The following is a 1,594-nucleotide window of genomic DNA, read 5'->3' as shown; positions in this document are numbered from 1 at the left end:
GCGTACAGCAGGCGCTCCACGGCGCCCGCCACCCGCAGGGCCGCCTCCGCGGCGTCCGGCTCCAGCTTGCCCAGCACCACGACCCGCTGCGCCGCGCTGCGCGGGGACAGCGCCTCGTCCGGCGGGATCCCCACGTCCCAGGCCGCGTCGCCGAGCTCCCGCCAGGCGGCCAGGACCTCGCCCGCCGCCAGCCGGCGGGCCCGCAGCCGGGACCGCCACAGCATCGGCAGCAGCGGAAGCCCCGCCACCGCCAGACCCGCGGCGACCCAGCCGAGGACCGCCCCGGCCGACGGACCGCCCTGGCCGGCCCCGGTGTCCGCACCGGCCGCGGCGCCGCCGCACTCGCCGAGCTTCTTCATGTCCGGCGGGCACTCGTCCGACGCCGAGGCCGCCGGTGCGGGCGCCTGCGCGCTCTGCGAGGGCAGCGCGGTCGGCGCGGTCGGCTGCGCCACCGGGGCCTCGGGCCGGGCGTAGTCGGGCGTGGAGCCCTGCCCGGGCGTCGGCTCGAACCGGGTCCAGCCGATGCCCTCGAAGTACAGCTCCGGCCAGGCGTGGGCGTTCTTCATCGACACCGACATGCTGCCGTCCGCCTGCTGGGTGCCCGGCGTGAAGCCGACCGCCACCCGCGCCGGGATGCCCAGCGAGCGGGACATCGCCGCCATGGAGAAGGCGAAGTGGATGCAGAAGCCCTCGCGGTCCTGGAGGAACCGCGCGATGGCCATCGAGCCCGTGCCCGAGTCCACCTTCGTGTCGTAGCGGAATCCGCCGCTCGAAGCGAACCAGTCCTGGAGCCTGGCCGCGGCCGCGTAGTCGTCGCGGGTGCCCCGGGTGACCTGCCGGGCCGTCTCCCGCACGATCGGCGGCAGGTTGTCGGGCAGCTTCGTGTACTCGGCGACCACCGCCGCGGGCGGCTTCGGGGCCGCCGACAACTGCTGTGCCGTCGGCCGCAGTTGCAGGCTGCGCACGGTGTACTGGACGCCCTGCACCGTCTGGAACCGGTCCTTGCCGGTCTGGTCGCCGACCAGCGTCCGGCCGGCCGGCTCGTACCGCCACCGGCCGGGGATGTCCACCTGCGTCGCGGGGTACGGCATCGGCAGGTACCGCTGCCCGTAGTTGCCCGCGGCCGAGATGTTCGTCCGCACCTCCGTCGCCGTCTGCCGCACCGGGTCGCCGAGCCCCTGCGGGGTCGGCAGCCGCTCCGGCACGTCGGTCAGGCTGCGGCCCGAGGCCTCCCACTTGACGCCGTTGAACTCGTCGAGCGCGATGATCCGCAGGTACTGGTCGGTGACCTGCCGGTTGTCCGTCCGGTAGCGCAGGACCTCGCGGTTGTCCTGCGAGTTCAGGCTGCTCTGCAGCGACACCAGCGGATTGACCGCCGAGATGGTGCCGCCCACGCTGCCCCGGTCGCCGCCCGTGCCCGTCTCGTCCAGCAGCCCGCCGCTCAGGGCGGCGGCCAGCGCATCGGCGTCGGGGGTGCGGACCGTCACGCTGGATCTGGTGCCGCGGGCGGCGAACTCGGCGAGGCTTTCGGCGGCCAGCAGCTCACCGCGCCCGACGACCACGGGGTCGGCGGCGGTGTGCTCCATCTCGGAAC

The 1,594-nt window shown here is 75.3% G+C and carries 1 protein-coding gene; it reads right to left on the bottom strand.

Annotation, left to right across the window (positions count from 1 at the left end):
* Window positions 1-1,594: transglutaminase family protein (locus GPJ59_RS36080; RefSeq protein WP_219672337.1), on the bottom strand; the 1,594-nt coding region annotated here is incomplete at both ends.

Source organism: Streptomyces bambusae, from assembly GCF_019400985.1.
GTDB lineage: Bacteria > Actinomycetota > Actinomycetes > Streptomycetales > Streptomycetaceae > Streptomyces > Streptomyces bambusae_A.
The sequence above is the reverse complement of the archived record's forward strand: the minus strand, read 5'-3'. Positions and strand labels throughout refer to the sequence as shown.